The sequence below is a fragment of the Methanomicrobia archaeon genome (genome assembly GCA_011049045.1).
In the GTDB taxonomy this organism is placed as follows: Archaea; Halobacteriota; Syntropharchaeia; order Alkanophagales; family Methanospirareceae; genus JACGMN01.
Genome location: DSCO01000068.1, coordinates 1 through 17,513, shown reverse-complemented (window position 1 = coordinate 17,513; position 17,513 = coordinate 1). Strand labels below are relative to the sequence as shown.

Genomic DNA, 17,513 nt, shown 5'->3' with positions numbered 1-17,513 from the left:
ATCTATGTTGCGCATCACCTTCTTGGGAACCGGAGGCTCAATGCCCACGCCGAACAGAACGCCGTCGGCAATCGCCGTGAATCGAGAAGGCGAGTTGCTGCTCTTTGATTGCGGCGAGGGCGCGCAGCAGCAGATGATGCGTGCGAAGACCGGCATGAAGATCGCCGCGATCTTCCTCACGCACTTCCATGCTGACCACGTGCTCGGTATTCCCGGGCTGATACAAACGATGGCAATGCAGGGGCGCGAAGAGCCGCTGGAGATTTACGGGCCGCGCTATGTGGATAAATTCCTCTACCATCTCCTCGCGTTGGGTTACGCGGGCCGGAGCTTCGAGATAAAAGCGATCGAGCTGGGCGCGGGCGACGTGGTCCGAAGAGCGGGCTATGAGATACGAACGATGAAGACCGAGCATAACGTCACGAGCATCGGCTATGTGCTCGAAGAGGATAAGCGTCCCGGGCGATTCAACCGTGAACGAGCGATCGAGCTGGGGATTAAACCCGGCCCGCTATTCGCGCGACTGCAGTCCGGGCATGCAATTACCGTTGACGGGCGCGAAATCAGGCCCGAGCAGGTCCTGGGCCCGCCGCGACCGGGCCGCAAGATCGTTTATACCGGTGATACACGGCCGTGCGCGAGCGTGGCCGAGGCGAGCAAGGACGCTGATCTGCTGATCCATGACGGTACCCTTGCGGACGAGACGAAGGAGTTTGCGATCGAGTACATGCATTCAACCGCCTTGGAGGCTGCTACGGTTGCCAAGACGGCAGGCGTGGTGAAGCTTATGCTCACACATCTCAGCGCCCGGTATTCTGATCTCGAGGGTGCGCGCAAGCTGAAAGCAGAAGCGCAGCACGTTTTTCAGAACAGCGACGTGGCGAGCGACCTCATGACGATTGAGATCGGGTACCGGGAGTGAGGAGAGTAAGCCCCCTTCTGTTTCAGCAGCATTTATCTCAGCGCCTTCTTCAGGCTTGCACCCGCGAGGCTGGTCGTTCCATCCGTGACCATACGACTTCATCCTTACGGAATCATCACGTGGGTATGGTTCGGTCCCGTTTCTATACCAGAGCCAAGACTCTCGCCTTACGCCCTCTCAGCGTTCGCTCCTACGGTGGGGGGACTTTCCTCAGCCCTCGAGCATCGAGGACCGGCAGCTGCTCTTCCTCTCTCCCTGGTTTATAGTTGGTGCTGCGAGGATATAGTATATCGCCCGTTGGGTTGGTCAGCGATGATAGACGGGTATGAGTGCACTCAAGCCACTGGGGCTGCTCACACTAGCTTTGCGCTCTTCATAGACGCCGCCGAACGTCCATCTCGGCTCCACACCGGTCATAATCGCGACCACTTTCGCCATGCCGTTGAAATCCTCATTGACGCGCGCGCCCCAGATCACGTTCGCGTTCTGATCCAGCTCATAGGTGAGCAGTTCAACGATGTCGTTGGTCTCTTTCATCGTGAGGTCAGAGCCACCAGTCACGTGAATTAGCGAGCCCGTTGCACCTCGATAATCCGCCTCCAGCAATGGGTGACAGAGCGCGTCCTCGACGACTGCTTCCGGTTTGTGGTCTGCTTTTGACGTCTCGCCGACAAGCATAACGGCGACACCACCTTCCGACATTACCGCCTTCAGGTCTGCAAAGTCGAGATTCACCAATGACGGCTGCGTTATCGTCTCCGTTATCCCCTGAATGGTTTCCGCGATCAGCATGTCCATTGTCCTGAACGCGTCATTTACCGGTAGATTGCCCGCATATTTGATCAGCTTATCATTCTCCAGCACAATCACCGTATCGGTGGTTTCTCGCAAGCGCTCGATGCCCTCTGCCGCTTTTTTCCGCCTGATCCGCTCAGCTTCAAACGGATAGGAGACCATCGCCACGACAATCGCACCCTCTTCCCTCGCAATATCGGCAACCACTGGCGCTGCGCCCGTACCGGTACCGCCGCCCATACCTGCGGTGAGGAAGACAAAGTTCTTGCCCGTCACGAGCCGTCGGATCTCTTCCTTGTTCAGTTCCGCCGCCTTACGACCCATCTCCGGTGAACCGCCCGAACCCAATCCGTGCGTAAGCGATTTTCCGATCAGGAACTTCTTCTCACACTTAATGGAATCCAGATGCAGCTTGTCGGTGTTAATAGCAATCCTGCTCACTCCTTCCAAGCCACCCAGATATTCCAAACGATTCATCGAGTTGTTCCCCGCACCGCCGACTCCAACGATCGCTAATTGCGGAATACCAAACAAATCGTCGTCCTCATCAACTGGCTTATTTTCTGTCTCTTTCGTGTAGCCCAGCATTTCCCCCATCTTCTCCTCTTTTTCTTTAAGCCTATCGCCCCACATGTTCTCGGTCCTATATTGGAATGAGGGGTTATATAAAGTTATCGGATGGAAAGGGGCTCGCGCAGCATTACGGTATAATGCATGTGAGCCGTTAAAAAGCTAAAATAAGCGGTAAAATCGGTTTCATCTGCGCTCACCGAACACCCTCAGATCGAGACTTCAGCTTCCATAGGAAATACCGGTCCGGCCCCTCAGTGCGGGGACGCGGGGATGGAAAAGGAGTCGGGTAAGAAGAAGAAGCACGCTATCCGATCACCTGTACCGCGGATATGAGCAACGAGGGAGAGACGACCGTATAGATCTGTTGTGTATCGTCACCGAGCAGCTCGACGTGTTTCAAAAGCTCCTGCGAATTACCGGCGATCATGGCATGTTTAACAGGAAATGAAGCGCCTTGGGTAACTGCAACGGCATTCTGAGCCACGACGGAGAAATCGCCGGATGCGCGAGAAGCGGTATGCGCACCGATCACGTCATGCACAAAGAGCCCCTCCGTTGCATCGCCCAGGAGTTCGTCCCTCCTTACGGTCGCATCACCTTCCGCTGCTTTCAGGATGAAGTTCGTCGGGCCCGGTACCGGCAAACTGCTGAAGCCACGCAGAGCGTTTCCTGTACTTTCGACCTGATCTTTTGCGCCGGTATAGGTATCATAGAAGAAATTGGTGAGCACACCGTTCGCAACGAGGGTTGTTACCTGCGTAGGGACACCTTCACCGTCCATCTTCCGTGTATTCACACCAAGCGGCATCGTGCCGTCGTCAGCAATCGAGAGAATCTCAGACGCAATCGTTTCGCCTTTTCTCCCGTGGTAGGGCGACTGTTTTCGCTGCACCAGTTCCGCGCTCAGCTGGGGGATGAGGGTGTAAGCGAAGATGCTCTGCACCGCGTGCGGTGAGAAGACCACCGGCAGCTTCTTCGTTTGGATGGTCTTGCCACCAAGGCTCTCAGCTGCGAGTCGCACCGCCTCCGTACCTATCACGCCAAAATCAACCTCGTTGAGCAGTCTGCTCACTTTGCTCTCGTAGCCTGAGGTCTCTTCGCCCAGCCCGTCACGTGCGACGACTGACATACCCGCCGAAACGTATGTGCCCGAATCCTGAATCTCGACCCCTTCTGAGTTCATAATGAAGATCTCATCGTGCCCTGCTGCGAAGCTCCCCTCCGTAGGTTCGCACTCAATGCCCTGTTTCAGCTCATACGCGCTCATTCCCGCGAGCATCTCTTTACAGTGGCTCATCGCTGCTTCGCTCCCGCTTTCTGTACTGAGCAGCTCAATGATGGTGCGATCGCACGTTTTTTCTGGTCTGCAGTAACCGCGAGTGAGCGCTCCCGTCTGCAGTGAGGGCAAGCTCCGGAAATGCTCGTCGTATTCGGATACGCGCGCGTGCTTGATAGCATGTATCACGCAGTCCTCCAGGGCCGACGGCTCGACCGCTGTGGTGTGCGCGAATCCGATTTTATATGCTATAACGACGCGAACGCCGATCCCACTGCTCTTTACGTACCGGCCCGTTTTCACCGCATCGCGCTCAAGCTCAATGCTGAGCACAGTACCCCGTTCGCCGTACAGTTCGACCTGGTCGCAGCGTGGCGCGGCAAATTCCAGTGCGGTACGCAGGAGATCAAGCATCTTATTTCACCCACTTGGGGTTTCTCTCATAGCAGATCACCGCAGTAAAGCGGTGGGTGCACAGAGCGTTCGTGTGAGGATCGTTCGCGAAGTTATTTGCGTGTTCCTCTTTGTATTGTATTGTATTGTATTGTATTAGTGAAAAGCGGATTATTAAAGAGCATGGTTGTTCCGATAACCGACGGCGAGCTGGTGCACCTTCTTGATAGAAGAGGACGGAGATATCAGATACTCGTGAAAGCTGGAAGCACCTTCACGTTCCGGCGCGGTTCGCTGGCGCTCGACGAGCTCATCGGCCTGGATGACGGGAGCATGGTTAGCTCCGACCATGGTGAGCGGCTTCTTGTCATTCGACCGACCCTGGAAGAGTATATCGCCAAGATGCGGAAAGGCTCGCAGATCATTTACCCCAAGGATATTGCAGCTATTCTCATGTTCGCCGATATCTTCCCGGGTGCTCGGGTACTGGAAGCTGGCATCGGCTCGGGCGCGCTGACGATGGCGCTGCTCCGTGCCGTAGGGCCTTACGGGACCGTCATATCCTACGAACGGCGACCGGACTTTCTGGCAGTCGCCCGCAGCAACATCGAAACGTTCTTCAGTGCGGTTGCGAGTGCGGGAACAGAGGGCTCGGGCGAGCTGATCGTCCGGGAGAAGGACGTGTACGAAGGGATTGAGGATCGCGATATAGACCGAGTGCTTCTGGACCTTCAAGAGCCCTGGAGGGCGCTGAAACACGTTGATGCTGCGCTCAGAAACGGTGGCCTTCTGCTCTGCTATAATCCGACCGTGCTGCAGATCTTCAAGCTCTCAAAACGGCTTGAGGTACAGTTTGCTGCGCGATTCACCGTCATGGGCATTTACGAAGTGGCACTGCGCGGCTGGGAGGTTAAAGGACGGAGTATGCGGCCCGAGAATCGCATGGTCGCTCACACCGGCTTTATCTTCATTGCGCGGAAGGTGGTCGCGCCACCGGCGTGAAAACCCCGGTAAACCTGCCGCTGCAGCTCAGCGTAGCTGGCTGAGAAGAAGAGGTGACTGAAGCACGAACAGTCGGAACACCCAAAATGCGCGACGGAATTCAGGTGTGCGCCCAGGTATGCGGCGATCTCGCATTCTCCGCGCTCCTCCGATTCTGAACAGACCACTTCCGTCACGCGAACCGCAGGATCCGCGAGGAGAAAATCGATGTGCCAGTGCAGCCGTTTTGTATCGCCCGGTTTGCGGAGATGCCTCCGGATTCGTGACTCCAATCCCGAAAGCGCGGAACCGACATAGGCATAATAGCCCTTAGAGAAGGTAAGAAGCCCTCGGTGTCCTACTTCCAACTCGGTATCCCGAACGGCCTCGATGATGAGCACATAAGTGCCGTTCATGTTCCCCGGCCCTTCGAGCTTTCAAGCAAGCACATACGCTGTAAAACCGTTGAGCATCACGGCTGATAAAAATGCGTGGCGCGCTCGCAGGACTTCGTGGTTCTAAACCCGTATGAACGGATAGACCGAGCCCGTGAATGAAGTATTTAATGGCTAAAATAAGAAAAGGGGAAGTAAGGAAAGAATGCAGATCGAAGAGCGAATAGCGGCGTTGAAGCGGGAGAGGAATGCGATCATTCTGGCGCATAACTACCAGATTCCCGCGGTGCAGGATATTGCGGACTTCGTTGGTGACTCCTTAGAGCTCGCGCGACGTGCGACAGCGACGGATGCTGACATGATCATCTTTTGCGGTGTTGATTTCATGGCAGAGACCGCGGCGATCTTGAATCCGGAGAAGGCCGTGATTCTGCCTGACCTCTGCTCGATCTGCCCGATGGCTCAACAATTACTGAGCGAGGAGCTTCGGTCGGTGCAGCGCGTGCACCCGGAAGCCGAGACAGTCCTCTACGTCAATACGCGTGCTGAGAGCAAGACACTTGCGGACTGTATCTGCACCTCAGCGAACGCTCCGGCAATTGTTCGTGCAATGGATTCTGATGTGATCATCTTCGGGCCAGACCATAATCTGGGCTATTATGCGCAGAAGGGCAGCACCAAGAAGCTTCTCATCGTGCCCGAGTACGGGAATTGTCCGTCGCATCATCTGATCTCGCTCGAAGAGCTGGAGGCCGCGAAGAAGGCGCACCCCTCTGCAGCTATCATCGTGCACCCGGAGGTCATTCCGGAGATCCAGGAACGAGCGGATTACGTCGCCTCAACCAGTGGGATGGTGCAGGTTGCACGGGAAATTGCGAATAAAGAACTCCTGATCGGCACGGAGATCGGGGTTCTGCACCGCTTGAAGAAGGAAGTGCCGGGAAAAGCGTATTACCCCATTTCCACGAATGCCGTCTGCCCCCAGATGAAGATGATCACCTTACCGAAGATTCTTACGTCACTGGAGCAGGAAAAGCCGCGGATTGACCTTCCACCCGCGATCATGGAGCGTGCGCGGTGGCCGATAGAACGGATGCTCGCATTATCTCCCTAGGCGGCCAAACAGCGGTCAGCATGTAACTTGTTTTCAGAAAGGTTGCGAACCTAGCGCTCGTATACACCTACCGTTTTAGTTAGTGCTTTCAAGACCGCAATGAGCTTCTCGTTCTGCTCCTGCGTGCCTACGCTGATGCGGATGAGCGAATCGCCGGAACCCCGGAAGGATCGACAGTCGCGCACGGTGATCCCCTTCTCTTCCAGCTCAGTACAGACCTCAGAAGACGTTCTGGGAGCGACGTCCACGAGCACGAAGTTCGCCTCGGACGGATAGATCGTGAAGAGGCCCTGAAGCCCGGCTCTGAGATACTGGCGTCCGAACCTTACCAGTTCAACACTCCTTCGCAGGTGCTCGGTATCCTGTAGCGCGGCGCGCGCGGCGATAAGGGCAACGTCATTCACCGTGAAGGGGAGCGAGACTTTTCTGTACCTGCTCACCACCCATTCGGGTAGTACGGCGTAGCCAACGCGCAGCCCGGCGAGCCCGAAGGCCTTCGAGAAGGTGCGTAAGACCAGCACGTTCTCGTACTCGCTCGGAAGCATGACCAGCGATGAATCGGCGAACTCCGCGTATGCTTCGTCTAGCACCACCATGGCCCTCGGGACTGATTCCGCGAGGGCACGCACGTCATCCGCCGCAAAGCAGTTCCCGGTCGGGTTGTTCGGCGAAGCGAGAAAGAGCATGCGCGTTTTACGGGTACTGGCAGCTATCAGGTCATCAGGAGAAATAGCAAAGTTCGCAGCGACATTTCGCGGTAGGTACCGAGGCGTCGCAGCGGCGATCTTCACCAGTGACTCGTAGAGCGAGAACGTGGGTACCGGGATAATCGCGTCGTCGCCGCTTCCCAGAAAGATCTTAACGAGCGTGTCCAGAACGCCGTCGATGCCCGCTCCGATCACAACGTTCTCGCTAGTTACCGCCGCATAGCGGGCAATTGCAGCTCTCAACGCTTCTTCGTTGCGCTCCCAGGGGTAGATGCTCAGATCCAGCTCACCGGATGCGAGCGCTGTGAGAACAGCGCGGACCGCTTCAGGGCTCGCACCCAGCGGATTCTCGTTCGAGCTCAGCTTGATCGCACCTTTGATCAGTTTCCCGGGCTGGTATTCCGCTATCTCCGCGATGGCTTCACGAACCGGTACTGGCATTCTGACGGTCATGTGGCATCCAGTATAGTGTAGAGAAGCGCAGTTTAAATTAGTAAGTGGGTGGACCGGATAAAAAGACCGCGCCGTCATCCGCCTAAAAGCGGCGCAATAAGCGCAGCGACATGCTCTAAAAAGGCACGATCAGCATCCGTGAAGGGCGCACGTTCATGTGAGTCTATATCAAGAACGCCCAGTAGCGCTCCGGAGAAACAGATGGGCACGACGATCTCGGCCTTCACGAGCGGGTTACACGAGCGATAGTTCTGCGCTTTGCTGACGTCCTGGACGATCATCGTTTGCTGCCGTACCGCTGTCTGCCCGCAGATGCCCCTGCCAAACGGTATTCGAATGTGCTCGGTCGGTACACCCGCGAACGGTCCTAGAATGAGGTCGCTCTTGGTCTGCTCATCAAGGCGGTAGACGCCGACCCAGTTATAGTAGGGTACCGAGTCCTTGAGGCGCGCACAAAGTACTGCCAGCTTCTCGTCCTGCGCACCGGCCGCAGCGATGAGCTGTTTCAGCTGCGTAATGAGCTGAAGGAACGCCTGGTTCGAACTGCGCACCACCGTCTTCGCCCTGCGTTAATTCGATTTGATCAACCGAACCGCCGTGCCATAAGCCAGCAGCTCTGCAGCTCCAGCCATCGTCTGCGAGGTCGTGAACCGGACGTTAAGTAGAGCATCGGCACCGAGCCGCTGTGCATCGTTGATCAGTCGGTTCAGCGCCTCCTGGCGTGCATCAGACAGCATCTCGGTGTATTCCTGCAACTCGCCGCCCACGATCGTCTTCAGGCCAGCGGCGATGTCTTTTCCGATGTGCTTTGCCCGTACGGTGTTTCCGAACGCGACCCCGAGGATCTCGTAGCTGTAACCCGGGACAGAGTCCGTCGTTGTGATGATCATCCTCTCCTCCTTTTCACCTCCTTCTCACTTTTTATACTCCTCCAGAGAGTGCTCTATTATCGATTCGCGCCCTCTAAAGAGGTAGAGCGCGAGGCCGATAAGGATGAGCGGGATCGAGTAAATTAGCGTGATGGGGTAGCCACTGAGCAGAATGAGGCCGATACCGATGAAGATGATGCTCGTAATCACCTGGCTCTTCATTGCTCGAAGTATAGCGTCGCGTTTCGATCAAGTATGATGCACCCGCTGCGGTGATGACGTTGTAGTACGCTCTAAACTCCTACGACGGTCTTCAGCTTCCGCGCGTCCCCGCCGGCCTTAGCCAGGAGATCAGGCATCGTCTCTTTCGTATACACTTCGGCATTGAGCGCGAGATTTCGTGCCTGGAAATATGCTTTCTGCAGCAGCGGCTTGATCGTCTCCGGTGTCGGGTAGGCGATGGTAAGGGCCGTGTTGCGTGCCTTATCACTCGCCTCGTGGAGCAGGTCGATGATGGTAAACCGCGTGGGATAGCAGTACTTCAGGTGCGTTGCGAGCGAGAATGCTGTTTTGGCACACTCCTGCAGGTCTGCACGGTACTTATCAACGTCGATATGAAGCACCTCGGGTGTGAAGAGCACGCGACCATCGCGATCGAAGACTGCGAGCAGATCCAGACCCTCCGTGACCGGGTAGATCTCCAGCTTTGCCAGTAGATCTGCCATCGGTGCTGGGACCGCATCGCCCGCCTTCACCGCGACCTTACGCTGCTTGATCACGACCTTGCCGCTCTCGATACCCGCCGGAATACCCTTGCTCTGCAGCTCGCCAACGATCGGGCCAGGCCGCAGCGAAGTTGGACCAGCCTCCACCACAATATCGAATGGCGCGGTCGCGCCGGCCTTGATGGGTGCCGGGATCTTGCCCTCCTCGAGCACCGTATACAACTGGAAGGGATCGTAATTGGTAAAGATCAGGGCCATCTGATCGTCAATGAACTCAGACATCTTCTCCATGCCGCACTCGGTGAAGGAGAGATTAAGCATGCTATTCTTCGAGACGCGGATCTCCGCTTTGTCCCTGAAATCCTTACGGATACGCTGTAGCTGGTAGGAGCCCAGCCCGCGGAATTTCGCCATACCGACTGTGGGATAGTCAGCGATCAGGCCTTTGAGCTTCGCTACCTCATCCTTACGCCATTGTAACGCTCGTTTGACTTTCTTCTTTACCATGCTCGGTACCTCACATTACCTTTACCGCCGGCCCCATGGTCGTCTTCAAGTAGACAGACCCGATATTCTGCCAGCCGCGCTCCAGCCGGGTTTCCACCGCTTTAAGCACCGCGGCCGCGTTCTCCGCGATGTCGCGCGCAGCCATGTCGCGACGGCCCACATTCACCCAGATCGTGGTGGTCTTCGACTTAATCCGTGCGATCTTCGCCAGCCGCTCAAGGATCGGTGCGGGATCAACGGCAGGCGGGAGCGGCTGAGGCATCTTACCCCGCGGGCCCAGGATCGTGCCCAGGCTCTTACCAACCAGAGCCATGAGCGCTGTGTCTGCCACGAAGTAATCATATTTCTGAGCCAGCGCCCGTGCGGTCTTCTTATCCATCTTCTTCAGCTCTTCTGCATCGATGACGTCCGCGCCAGCTGCTTTGGACTTCATTGCGGCCTCACCGGTAGCGAAGACCGCGATCTTCGGCTTCTTGATCTGCTTCGGTAAGACCACGTCGACCGTGATCCGGTTCTTCGGCTGCTTCAAATCAACATTCTTCAAATTGATACAGAGGTCAATACTCTCGACAAATCCGCGCTCCTTCGTGCCTAACACTCCCTCCACCGCGCTCACCAGCTCTTCTGCTTCCATCTTATTCGCTTATCACCCCGTCATACACGCCATCGTCGATCTCGCGCTGGATCTCTTTCGGGCTCTTGCCTTCGACCTTCAAGCGCAGGGAGACGCAGGTGCCAATCAGCTCCTTCATCGCGGCTTTCATAGACGCGGCCAGGATCCCTTCGCGCTTCATCGCCGCTACCTTCTTCAGTTGCTCGAGCGAGATCTCACCGGTATACTCGGTGGTCGAATCGGTCTTCGCCTTCTCGAGCCCGATCTCCTTCTTGATCAGCGCAGCAGTCGGCGGCACACCCACCGAGATATCCACGGTATCGCCCGCGATCGTAATCTTTACGGGAACGGTCATGCCCTCATAGGCCTTCGTCTTCTCGTTAACCTGGGCAACGATCTGCTTGATATTGACCCCGAAGGGTCCCAGCGCGGGCCCTAAGGGTGGACCCGGGTTCGCTTTTCCCCCCTCTATCAGAACTTCAACAACGTCCATCTTCTCGATTCTCTTCTCCTCGATCAGTAGTGAGTATCAGGTCAGTCTGAGTGACTGGCAGGCGGCATTCGCACGCAGCCACGAACGCGATGAGCCGAGAAACGGTTCGTTGCGTTGCGATGCGATGCGAGGCGACGCGCCTGAGCCTCTTTCTTGATAGTAGACCTTACGTTATTTTATTTCTTTACCCCTGAAGGTATGTGTTAGGAACATAAAAAGCAGTCCCCGAATCCTAAAAACTACAGGATCCAGGAAAAAAGAGACTTCTGCATAAAGGCCAAGCGAAATTCAGGCCAGGCGATTTTTTAAACCTCTGCACCCTCCTTACAGATAGCGTGGGGTTGTTAGTACGATTGATCACACCTACCCCAGGCACCCACACGAACCATGGGAGTCAATATCGGCGACCTTGTATCGCCCCGTGCAACGAATTTAGAAGCAATCGCCGGCAAGATCGTTGCGATCGACGCTTATAATACGCTCTACCAGTTCCTGAGCATCATCCGCCAGCCGGACGGCACGCCGCTCCAGGATGCTCAGGGTCGTGTCACCTCGCACCTCTCCGGCCTGATCTACCGAACGTCCCGATTATTGGAGCAGCACATAAAGCCGATCTTCGTCTTCGACGGTCAACCTTCGGAGCTGAAGACCGAGGTGATCAAGGCGCGGTCGGAGCGGCGCAGAGAAGCGCGTCAGAAATGGGAAGTGGCGAAGGTGGTGGCGCCTGAAGAGGCGCTGAAGTACGCTAAAGCAGCGACCCGACTCAGCGACGAGATTGTCGCGGATGCGCACATCCTTCTGGGGTATCTGGGTATCCCCTGTGTGCAGGCGCCGACGGAAGGGGAGGCGCAGGCAGCTTATATGGCCCATAAAGGCGATGCCGAACTTGTCTCCTCGCAGGACTTCGACTGCCTGCTCTTCGGCGCGCCGATGATTATCCGGAACCTCACCGCGCCGCGGCGCGACGCGAAGCTTGAGCTTATCTCGTTACATGAACTCGTAACCGAGCACGGGATAACGCTGGAGCAGCTGGTGGACATCGCCATCCTCATCGGTACCGATTTCAACCCGGGCGTGAAGGGCATTGGTGCGAAACGCGCACTCAAACTCATCAGAGAGCATCACACTATCGAGCAGATACTGGAAGCCGGTGCGCTCGCAGAGCCTGAAGGATTAAAAGGCTACGAGCGCGTACGTGAGATATTCCTGCGGCCCGTGGTGAACGAGTCATACGAGCTTGCGTGGGGCACGGTAAACGTGGCGAAGGTAATTGAATTCCTCTGTGAGGCGCACGACTTCTCCGAAGAGCGGGTGCGTAAGGCGCTCGAGAAGCTCGCGGTGCAGACCAGGCCGAAACCACCGCAAAAGACGCAGCGGAGCATCGAGCAGTGGCTGTAAGCCTCTGCGCACCGTCGATGAGAGCAAGCCAGGGAACGTGACGGTTAACAGCCGTTGAATGACGTTCGGGCGAACGGCGAAACGAGTCAGGTGGAAGTAAACGGTGAAGAACGGAGAGCCTGGATCCACGAGCATAGTTACAGACTCTAAGAACGAGCGTCACTCAGACATCGCGAACAGGGGTGAGGTCGCAGCCGGTGCACGGGAGACACATCGTCTGCGCCTCCTCAACGTTAAGCCCGTACTTTTCCACCATCTCGCGGGTCATTATGCCGAGCTTCAGCAGCCGTTCTCCACTGGGTCTAATAGCCTCTTTTAATTCGTCTTTACGGAGCTGCGGGATCGTGATCGGTCGGAGAATAGGAATGACGCCCATCTTCGCCAGATGCTCCACACCCGTTCGCACGCAGTCGTCCGTTTCTCCGAGCCCGATGATGATGTTCGTGGAGACGTGATTCTTCCCAAAGACCCGTACAGCATCCCGCAATGAGTCAAGAATGAAGTCGAGTGAGAATCCTTTCCGTCCACTGCAGACTCGTTCAAAGATCCTGCGGTCCATTGTCTCTACGTTATACTTAACCTCCGTAACGCCCGCGTCCTTAAGCCGCTGTGATGAATCGTTAGTGGGATGGACCGAGACGCCGATGGGCAGGTTGAACCGCTTCAACGCTTTCACTACTTCGTCAAAAACCAAGCCGATAATCATACCGAACTCGGGATGGGCAGGTTGAACCGCTTCAACGCTTTCACTACTTCAATCACGCGGTCGATCTCATCCTCGGGTGAGTGCGCAACACCCGTGGTGAGTGCGATCGCCCTCAGCTTGCCCGTCTTCGCTGCACGCTCAACCGTTCCAAGGACCTCATCAATGCTCTTGACTCCACCCTGCAGGAGGGGCACGGTGCAGAATTTACAATCATAAACGCAGCGCTCGCTCAGCGTGATATACGCCTGCTCGGGGCAATGCGCGAGGATCTGCTCGAGTTCGCCGCGCACCAGCTCCCTGCCGGCCTTCATGATGATCACCGCGCCGTTCGCCTTGACCATCGTGAGCGGCGAGTCCTTTGCGAGCTCCAACCGTACGCGATGCCCGTTGAATCGGAAGAAGATCGATTTGAGCCCCGTACCGGGCCCCGCTGTGGATACAGAGATGCCTGAGAGCACAGACTCGTCCACAGTAACCGTTCCAATGGCCACCAGTTCCGCTTTGAGCGTGGCGCTCAATTTGTCCATGTAGCTCACATCACCACCGTTTTTTCAAGCCCCTTCAACTGAGTTAGTAACTGCGATAAGCCCCTCATTAATCCCTTATCCCTAACAGCTCTGCCGCATTCTTCCAGAGCAATCGCTCCAGCACCTCAGGCCTGTACGAGAATCTCCTAAACTCTACCAGGCTCTGCTGCAATGGCCTCACGGGATACGAAGAGCCATAGAGTACTCGATCGCTCAAATAATGGTTCGCGGCGTCCACCCACTCCTGTCCACCTGGGAACCCGGGAATGAACTGGAAGAAGTCGGGCAGCACCCACAGGTTACCCAGCGACGCATTCGCGATCATCACCCCGATCATCTCGCGGACAAAGGGGAACGCGCCATGCACCACCACAATCTTGAGCGTTGGGAAGTCAGTCGCGACCCGCTGGATGCGATAGGGCTCTGCGTATGAAATATCCGGGCCCTGCATCAAGCTGCAGGTTAGATACAGCACGCCGCCAAGCTCTGCACACAGCGCATAAATCGGATAAATCCGTTTATCGTCCACGTAGCATGGTGGCGCCCACCATCCGGGATCGATCGCAACGCCCGCAAACTTCAGGTCCGTGATGGTCCGCTCGATCTCTGCGACCGCCGCATTCACGTCTGTTCCGTTAATACCGGCGAGCGCCACGGGGAATCGATCTGGGTACCGGTCACGGAGTTCTGCGATATCATCGTTTGAAGCCTTACGGTGCCCTGCCTGGCGGCCTACCAGCACACCACGAGTAATGCCAGCCGCATCCATCTCTGCGATGAAGAGTTCGAGCGATTTCTGGGCCATCGACGCTGGCCGTTCGTAGCCGCTAACAAGTGGGCTGCGCTTGACCGATGGCCGCGCTCCCGGCGCGGATGCCAGCACCTGCTGCAAACTCTTGTACGGCGGCCGCACACGCGCATCAATGATCATTGCGGGTGAGTAGCGTCGTAGTAACATCCCCTGTTTGACCGCTCATGTACTATTTTCTCGTCTCCTGACTGACAGTGATATTTTCTGCGATTAAAAGAGTGAAGCATAAACGATCGCCTGCACTGCTTGCGTCTCGCACTTTTTATATATGATGTGTTCCTATGATCGGTAGGAGGGAAGGAGTGTGATCTTTAACCGAATTACATCGCCGGGCTTGGCGCATAACTCGTACTTTATTGGCTCTCAGGCTACCGCAGCGGTTGTTGATCCGCGCAGGGATGGCGAGATCTATCTCGAGCTTGCAGCGCGTGAGGAGCTGCGTATCAGGTACATCTTCGAGACGCATCGGAATGAGGACTATGTAGTCGGGTCGATTGAGCTGGCTGAGCGCACCGGTGCAGAGATCTTTCACGGTCCGGGTCTGGACTGGGGCTACGGCACAAGGCTGCATGAGGGCGCGGTATTCCAGATCGGGCGTCTGGAGCTCTCCGCACTGCACACTCCGGGCCACACTGATGAGAGCATGTCCTACGTTTTGACCGACCGATCGACCGGTACTGAGCCGATCATGGTCTTCACGGGCGATGCGCTCTTTGTCAGTGACGCGGGTCGAACGGATCTGTACGGGCCAGATGAAGCGCGGCGACTGGCTGGTTTGCTCTACACGAGCATATTTGAGAAGCTTCTCCCGCTCGGCGATAGCGTCATCCTCTGCCCCGCTCACGGTGCCGGCTCGGTCTGCGGCAGTAACATCAGCGAGCGAAATGAAAGCACGTTAGGTATCGAGCGGAAGCAAAATCCTGTGCTGCAGGTGCGAACTAAGGAGGAATTTGTCGCACAGAAGCTTCGCGAGCACCATGAACGTCCACCCTATTTCCGCCAGATGGAGCGGTACAATCTTGAAGGCGCACCTCGACTGGGTAGAATCTCGCTGCCACCACCCTTACCGCCCAGCGAGTTCAAGAAAGAACTGGAGCACGGCGCGGTCGTGCTCGATGCCCGAACGCCAGCGGGTTTTGGCGGGGCGCATATCAAGGGCGCGTACAATATCTGGCTCGGAGGGATACCAGCCTTTGCTGGCTGGGTCTTCTCTTACGATACCCCGCTGCTCCTGGTGCTCGAGTCCCGTGCCGAGCTCGAGACCGCGGTCCGCTACCTCATTCGCCTGGGATATGATCAGATTGCGGGATATCTTAAGGGTGGTATCGTCCAGTGGTACAATGCCGGCCTTCCGGTTGAACAGCTTGCGCTCTCGACGGTGGATGAGCTGAAAAGCCGGCTTGAGAGCGACGAGGATCTTATTGTGCTCGACGTGCGTGACGAGAACGAATGGCGAGAAGGGCATATCAAAGGCGCGCTCCATATTTACGTGGGGCAGCTTCCGAATCGGTTGGATGAAGTCCCGCGCGATCGTCCGATCTCCGTTTTCTGCAATATTGGCCACCGTGCGAGCTTGGCTGCGAGCATCCTGCTCCGCGCAGGCTATACCAACCTCTGCTGCGACGTGCTCGGCAGTATGCGCGCGTGGAATGCCAAGAAGTTCCCCGTGACACGGGACGAGCGTGCATGAGTGCACGGGCATCCCCAGAGCACAGCAACGAAGCGAAGATATACTCGTTGCGCTTATGTTTGTACGGGACGGGTGAGGCGTCCGTGAATTCAGGGCACCTCGAGCACGAGCTTGATCTCCTTGCCCGCAAGATCAGCCAGTGCGGCACCTAAGAACTGCTTCTGATGAGCAAGATCAGCATCGAGCGACGCAATTCGCTTTGCCGCGCGCTCACGTTCGTCCTGCGCCTGTGTGCGTTGCTCCTGTGCGGCCGAAAGCGCCCGCTCGCGCTCCTCCTTCTCCTGTCTTATCGTGGCATGTGCACAGGAAGTCGACAGTTCTGTGATCTGTGATTCCAAGCTCCGTCGTTTCTCTACGATCGAGACCAGATCGAGCTCGAGCAGCTTGGCCAGCCAGCTCAGCGCATTCTCGCGCTTACGATCCTTCAATACCGTGGGATCGCTCTCAATGAGTTCCTTTATACTGGTGAGTGAGCCCGTGACATCGCCCTCAAGTGCCTCACCCGGCGACTCGAGGAGCGACAAGATCGCGCGCCGGTCTGCCTGCGCGAGCCTTAGCCTGCCCGATTCGTCCTGTTTCATGAGCAGCGTCAGCGGTTTAGAGAGCGGTGCGAAGAGCTTCTGCACGTTTAACTCGAGTTCGCCCAGTTCCGCTTTCAACGCCGATCGCTCGCGCTCGAGCGCGACGAACTGCTGCCATTCTTCGCCTGCCTCCAGCGTCTGCAGCCCCTTCCGCGCAGCCTCAATTCGCTGGTTGAGCGTTGTGAGCTCGTTTTCCTGCTGTAAGTGATGCTGGCGTTCCCGCACGAGCTCTGCACGAAGGTCCTCGATGCTCGCCGCGAGTTCCGGCACGCGCTCTAACGCCAGAAGCTGCTCCTCCTTGCCCTGTAACGGCGCGATCAGCAGATCGAGACCGCTTCGCAGATGGTTCAGCTCGGTGATGATCTCCTTGATCTCGTTCGGGAAGAGCGAGCGGACACAGTAGATATTGGTCCGCGATTTACCGAACGGGAATTCGAGTGCCGCGGTGGTCTCTCGATGAAAGGCTATAATGGTGTGATAATCGCTCGTTGCTGGTAGCGTGACCTTTTCGGTTATCGCTTCGAGATGCTTGACCATCTTCTTCCTGCTCGTTAACCCGATCTTCACGATACGATCCGGCACCTGCTCTGTCGAGTCCGCGGTCTCGAGCTCAGCGACGCGTTGCCTGAGTCGGGCACGACTCTCACGGATCGCTGTATACCCCTGCTCGGCGTTCGCACTGAGATCACCGAGGAGCGATTGCGAGACCTGCGCCAACCATGCATCGAGCTCCTCGAAAGCCACGGTGGTTGGTAATGCGATTTCCTCCCTGCCACGGAGCCGACTGAGCCACTTCACAAGGGTACTTACCGATTGCTCTCTTAAAGGTTTTCAAGAGGGTCCAACCCGGTACGAAATACCTTACCCAAACTCCGCAAATTAACCCATAGGTAGCGCCTCAGGGAAGAGCGAGCACATCTGTCGTGCCCGCTTGGGTATCTGTGCGAAGTACTCACGTCCACTCCGTTCCACGATCTTCATCAC

At 56.6% G+C, this 17,513-nt stretch carries 16 protein-coding genes, 1 other RNA gene and 1 pseudogene; 5 read left to right on the top strand and 13 right to left on the bottom strand.

From position 1 onward, the window contains the following. Nucleotides 1-4 precede the first annotated feature (4 nt). Nucleotides 5-922 (top strand): ribonuclease Z, encoded by a 918-nt coding sequence (locus ENN68_09905; GenBank protein HDS46368.1) that lies wholly within the window; start codon nt 5-7, stop codon nt 920-922. Here ENN68_09905 and rnpB read toward each other — a convergent pair. From rnpB to ENN68_09890, 3 genes are all read right to left on the bottom strand, one after another. Then, nucleotides 917-1,176, bottom strand: an RNA gene (rnpB, locus tag ENN68_09900) — RNase P RNA component. The two genes, ENN68_09905 and rnpB, sit on opposite strands and share 6 nt — an antisense overlap. A gap of 52 nt (nt 1,177-1,228) precedes the next feature. Further along, nucleotides 1,229-2,314 (bottom strand): cell division protein FtsZ, encoded by a 1,086-nt coding sequence (gene ftsZ, locus ENN68_09895; GenBank protein HDS46367.1) that lies wholly within the window; start codon nt 2,312-2,314, stop codon nt 1,229-1,231. A 280-nt stretch (nt 2,315-2,594) separates the two neighbouring features. Next, nucleotides 2,595-3,980, bottom strand: coding sequence for a TldD/PmbA family protein (locus ENN68_09890; GenBank protein HDS46366.1), 1,386 nt, complete (start codon nt 3,978-3,980; stop codon nt 2,595-2,597). A 162-nt stretch (nt 3,981-4,142) separates the two neighbouring features. Between ENN68_09890 and ENN68_09885 the strand changes: the two genes are divergently transcribed. Beyond that, entirely contained in the window at nt 4,143-4,961 is an 819-nt protein-coding gene (locus ENN68_09885) for a tRNA (adenine-N1)-methyltransferase (protein HDS46365.1), read from the top strand. On the opposite strand, the gene ENN68_09880 is transcribed toward ENN68_09885, so the two are convergent. Next, nucleotides 4,910-5,356: a GIY-YIG nuclease family protein gene (locus ENN68_09880; protein HDS46364.1), complete on the bottom strand. Its 447-nt coding sequence runs from the start codon at nt 5,354-5,356 to the stop codon at nt 4,910-4,912. The genes ENN68_09885 and ENN68_09880 overlap by 52 nt on opposite strands. Before the next feature lie 184 nt (nt 5,357-5,540). Here ENN68_09880 and nadA point away from each other — a divergent pair, with 184 nt between their 5' ends. Next, nucleotides 5,541-6,449, top strand: coding sequence for a quinolinate synthase NadA (gene nadA / locus ENN68_09875; protein ID HDS46363.1), 909 nt, complete (start codon nt 5,541-5,543; stop codon nt 6,447-6,449). Nucleotides 6,450-6,499: 50 nt separating this feature from the next. On the opposite strand, the gene ENN68_09870 is transcribed toward nadA, so the two are convergent. The 6 genes from ENN68_09870 to ENN68_09845 form a co-directional block, all read right to left on the bottom strand. Further along, nucleotides 6,500-7,687, bottom strand: a complete 1,188-nt coding sequence (locus ENN68_09870; GenBank protein ID HDS46362.1) for a histidinol-phosphate transaminase — start codon at nt 7,685-7,687, stop codon at nt 6,500-6,502. After that, nucleotides 7,684-8,163, bottom strand: coding sequence for a GAF domain-containing protein (locus ENN68_09865; protein ID HDS46361.1), 480 nt, complete (start codon nt 8,161-8,163; stop codon nt 7,684-7,686). The genes ENN68_09870 and ENN68_09865 overlap by 4 nt, the downstream gene beginning before the upstream one ends. A 15-nt stretch (nt 8,164-8,178) precedes the next feature. Beyond that, nucleotides 8,179-8,499, bottom strand: coding sequence for a heavy metal-binding domain-containing protein (locus tag ENN68_09860; protein HDS46360.1), 321 nt, complete (start codon nt 8,497-8,499; stop codon nt 8,179-8,181). Between the two features lie 272 nt (nt 8,500-8,771). Continuing rightward, complete coding sequence (gene rplJ, locus ENN68_09855) at nt 8,772-9,710, bottom strand: 50S ribosomal protein L10 (GenBank protein ID HDS46359.1); 939 nt, start codon at nt 9,708-9,710, stop codon at nt 8,772-8,774. 10 nt (nt 9,711-9,720) lie between these two features. Continuing rightward, the gene (locus ENN68_09850) at nt 9,721-10,344 is read right to left on the bottom strand and encodes a 50S ribosomal protein L1 (GenBank protein ID HDS46358.1); all 624 of its coding nucleotides are present in this window, start codon (nt 10,342-10,344) and stop codon (nt 9,721-9,723) included. A gap of 1 nt (nt 10,345) precedes the next feature. Beyond that, complete coding sequence (locus tag ENN68_09845) at nt 10,346-10,816, bottom strand: 50S ribosomal protein L11 (protein HDS46357.1); 471 nt, start codon at nt 10,814-10,816, stop codon at nt 10,346-10,348. Between the two features lie 387 nt (nt 10,817-11,203). Between ENN68_09845 and ENN68_09840 the strand changes: the two genes are divergently transcribed. Next, nucleotides 11,204-12,214, top strand: coding sequence for a flap endonuclease-1 (locus tag ENN68_09840; GenBank protein ID HDS46356.1), 1,011 nt, complete (start codon nt 11,204-11,206; stop codon nt 12,212-12,214). A 163-nt stretch (nt 12,215-12,377) separates the two neighbouring features. On the opposite strand, the pseudogene ENN68_09835 reads toward ENN68_09840, so the two are convergent. Together ENN68_09835 and ENN68_09830 are read right to left on the bottom strand one after the other, a co-directional pair. Continuing rightward, nucleotides 12,378-13,447, bottom strand: a pseudogene (locus ENN68_09835) (radical SAM protein). A 67-nt stretch (nt 13,448-13,514) separates the two neighbouring features. Next, entirely contained in the window at nt 13,515-14,405 is an 891-nt protein-coding gene (locus ENN68_09830) for an amidohydrolase (protein HDS46355.1), read from the bottom strand. Nucleotides 14,406-14,562: 157 nt separating this feature from the next. On the opposite strand from ENN68_09830, the gene ENN68_09825 reads away from it, so the two are divergent. After that, entirely contained in the window at nt 14,563-15,948 is a 1,386-nt protein-coding gene (locus ENN68_09825) for an MBL fold metallo-hydrolase (GenBank protein HDS46354.1), read from the top strand. Between the two features lie 89 nt (nt 15,949-16,037). Here the strand turns inward: ENN68_09825 and ENN68_09820 are convergent, their stop codons facing one another. Beyond that, on the bottom strand, nt 16,038-17,327 hold the full coding sequence (locus tag ENN68_09820) for a hypothetical protein (GenBank protein HDS46353.1): 1,290 nt from the start codon (nt 17,325-17,327) through the stop codon (nt 16,038-16,040). Nucleotides 17,328-17,513: the final 186 nt, after the last annotated feature.

Bases quoted from the DNA above. Each gene is read 5' to 3' on its own strand.
- nadA (HDS46363.1), top strand. From the start codon at position 5,541: ATGCAGATCGAAGAGCGAATAGCGGCGTTGAAGCGGGAGAGGAATGCG.
- rplJ (HDS46359.1), bottom strand. From the start codon at position 9,710: ATGGTAAAGAAGAAAGTCAAACGAGCGTTACAATGGCGTAAGGATGAG.
- ftsZ (HDS46367.1), bottom strand. From the start codon at position 2,314: ATGGGGGAAATGCTGGGCTACACGAAAGAGACAGAAAATAAGCCAGTT.
- ENN68_09845 (HDS46357.1), bottom strand. From the start codon at position 10,816: ATGGACGTTGTTGAAGTTCTGATAGAGGGGGGAAAAGCGAACCCGGGT.
- ENN68_09860 (HDS46360.1), bottom strand. From the start codon at position 8,499: ATGATCATCACAACGACGGACTCTGTCCCGGGTTACAGCTACGAGATC.
- ENN68_09880 (HDS46364.1), bottom strand. From the start codon at position 5,356: ATGAACGGCACTTATGTGCTCATCATCGAGGCCGTTCGGGATACCGAG.
- ENN68_09870 (HDS46362.1), bottom strand. From the start codon at position 7,687: ATGACGGCGCGGTCTTTTTATCCGGTCCACCCACTTACTAATTTAAAC.
- ENN68_09885 (HDS46365.1), top strand. From the start codon at position 4,143: ATGGTTGTTCCGATAACCGACGGCGAGCTGGTGCACCTTCTTGATAGA.
- ENN68_09905 (HDS46368.1), top strand. From the start codon at position 5: ATGTTGCGCATCACCTTCTTGGGAACCGGAGGCTCAATGCCCACGCCG.
- ENN68_09830 (HDS46355.1), bottom strand. From the start codon at position 14,405: ATGTTACTACGACGCTACTCACCCGCAATGATCATTGATGCGCGTGTG.
- ENN68_09840 (HDS46356.1), top strand. From the start codon at position 11,204: ATGGGAGTCAATATCGGCGACCTTGTATCGCCCCGTGCAACGAATTTA.
- ENN68_09890 (HDS46366.1), bottom strand. From the start codon at position 3,980: ATGCTTGATCTCCTGCGTACCGCACTGGAATTTGCCGCGCCACGCTGC.
- ENN68_09850 (HDS46358.1), bottom strand. From the start codon at position 10,344: ATGGAAGCAGAAGAGCTGGTGAGCGCGGTGGAGGGAGTGTTAGGCACG.